This window comes from Formosimonas limnophila (assembly GCF_014652675.1).
Taxonomy (GTDB): domain Bacteria; phylum Pseudomonadota; class Gammaproteobacteria; order Burkholderiales; family Burkholderiaceae; genus Hydromonas; species Hydromonas limnophila.
In genome coordinates this window covers 1-924 of record NZ_BMZG01000043.1, presented here as the reverse complement: position 1 = coordinate 924, position 924 = coordinate 1, and the positions used below count along the sequence as shown (strand labels likewise).

General features: G+C 51.8%; 1 protein-coding gene. It reads left to right on the top strand.

From position 1 onward, the window contains the following. Positions 1-924, top strand: a 924-nt coding sequence (locus IE082_RS11085) for a VENN motif pre-toxin domain-containing protein (protein ID WP_189493969.1), incomplete at both ends; no start/stop codon positions are given.

Sequence of the window (924 nt, the reverse complement as noted above, 5' to 3'; positions counted from 1 at the left end):
ATAAAGAGTTGGGTGACACGATCATTAATGGTCAAGCCATCAACTACGGCACCCGCCAAGACCTCTGGGGCAACGGCGGCACGGGCAGCATGATTCTGACTGGCCTTGTCGGCGCCGCCAGCGGCAACGTCACAGGCAGCGGCGCAAGCCTGCTACAAAACACCGCCATCAACGTCATCCGTCAATACGGTGCAACGCAAATCAAAGACATCGCCGATGGGTTCATGGAAGATGGCAAACCAACCGCCGAATCAGAAACCATCCGCGGCCTCCTACACAGCATCGCAGGCTGCGCAGGCGCAGCCGCCACAGGCGGTGACTGTGCCTCAGCCGCAGCAGGCTCAGCAGCAACCGTTGCGCTCAACAACCTCATCGCAGTCAACACCAAAAACATGACCGCTGAGCAAAAGCAAAGCTACAGCAATCTCATCGCCAGCCTCGTCGGTGGTGTGACCGCCGCAGCAGGTGGGGATGCCGCGGCTGCGGCTTTGGCAAGCAAGATTGAGGTGGATAACAACTTCCTGTATCCAGCAGAAATCAAAGCGATGATTAAAAAGATGGACAACTGTAACAGTATCCCAGTAGCCTCATCGCAAAGCCAATGTCATAAAGATGTTGAGGCAGAATATTCTCGACTATCGACAAAGCACAACAACGAAATGATCGCTGCCTGTCAATCAGATCCGAATGGAAGTGCTTGCACCACTCAGCGTGGCTATGCTAAATCTTACATAAAAGACCCAGAAATCATCAAACTTCAATATGGCTTCACCACAGCACTGGCTTTAGGGGAGACGGATAAACTGCGTACTCGTAAAGAGGCGTTTTCTGCTGACAACATCAAAGCAGAACAAAAAGAAGACAAATTAGTCAGTGCCATTGACGGGGTTAAAAAAGACGACAAACTCTTAGGCATAGCCCAGT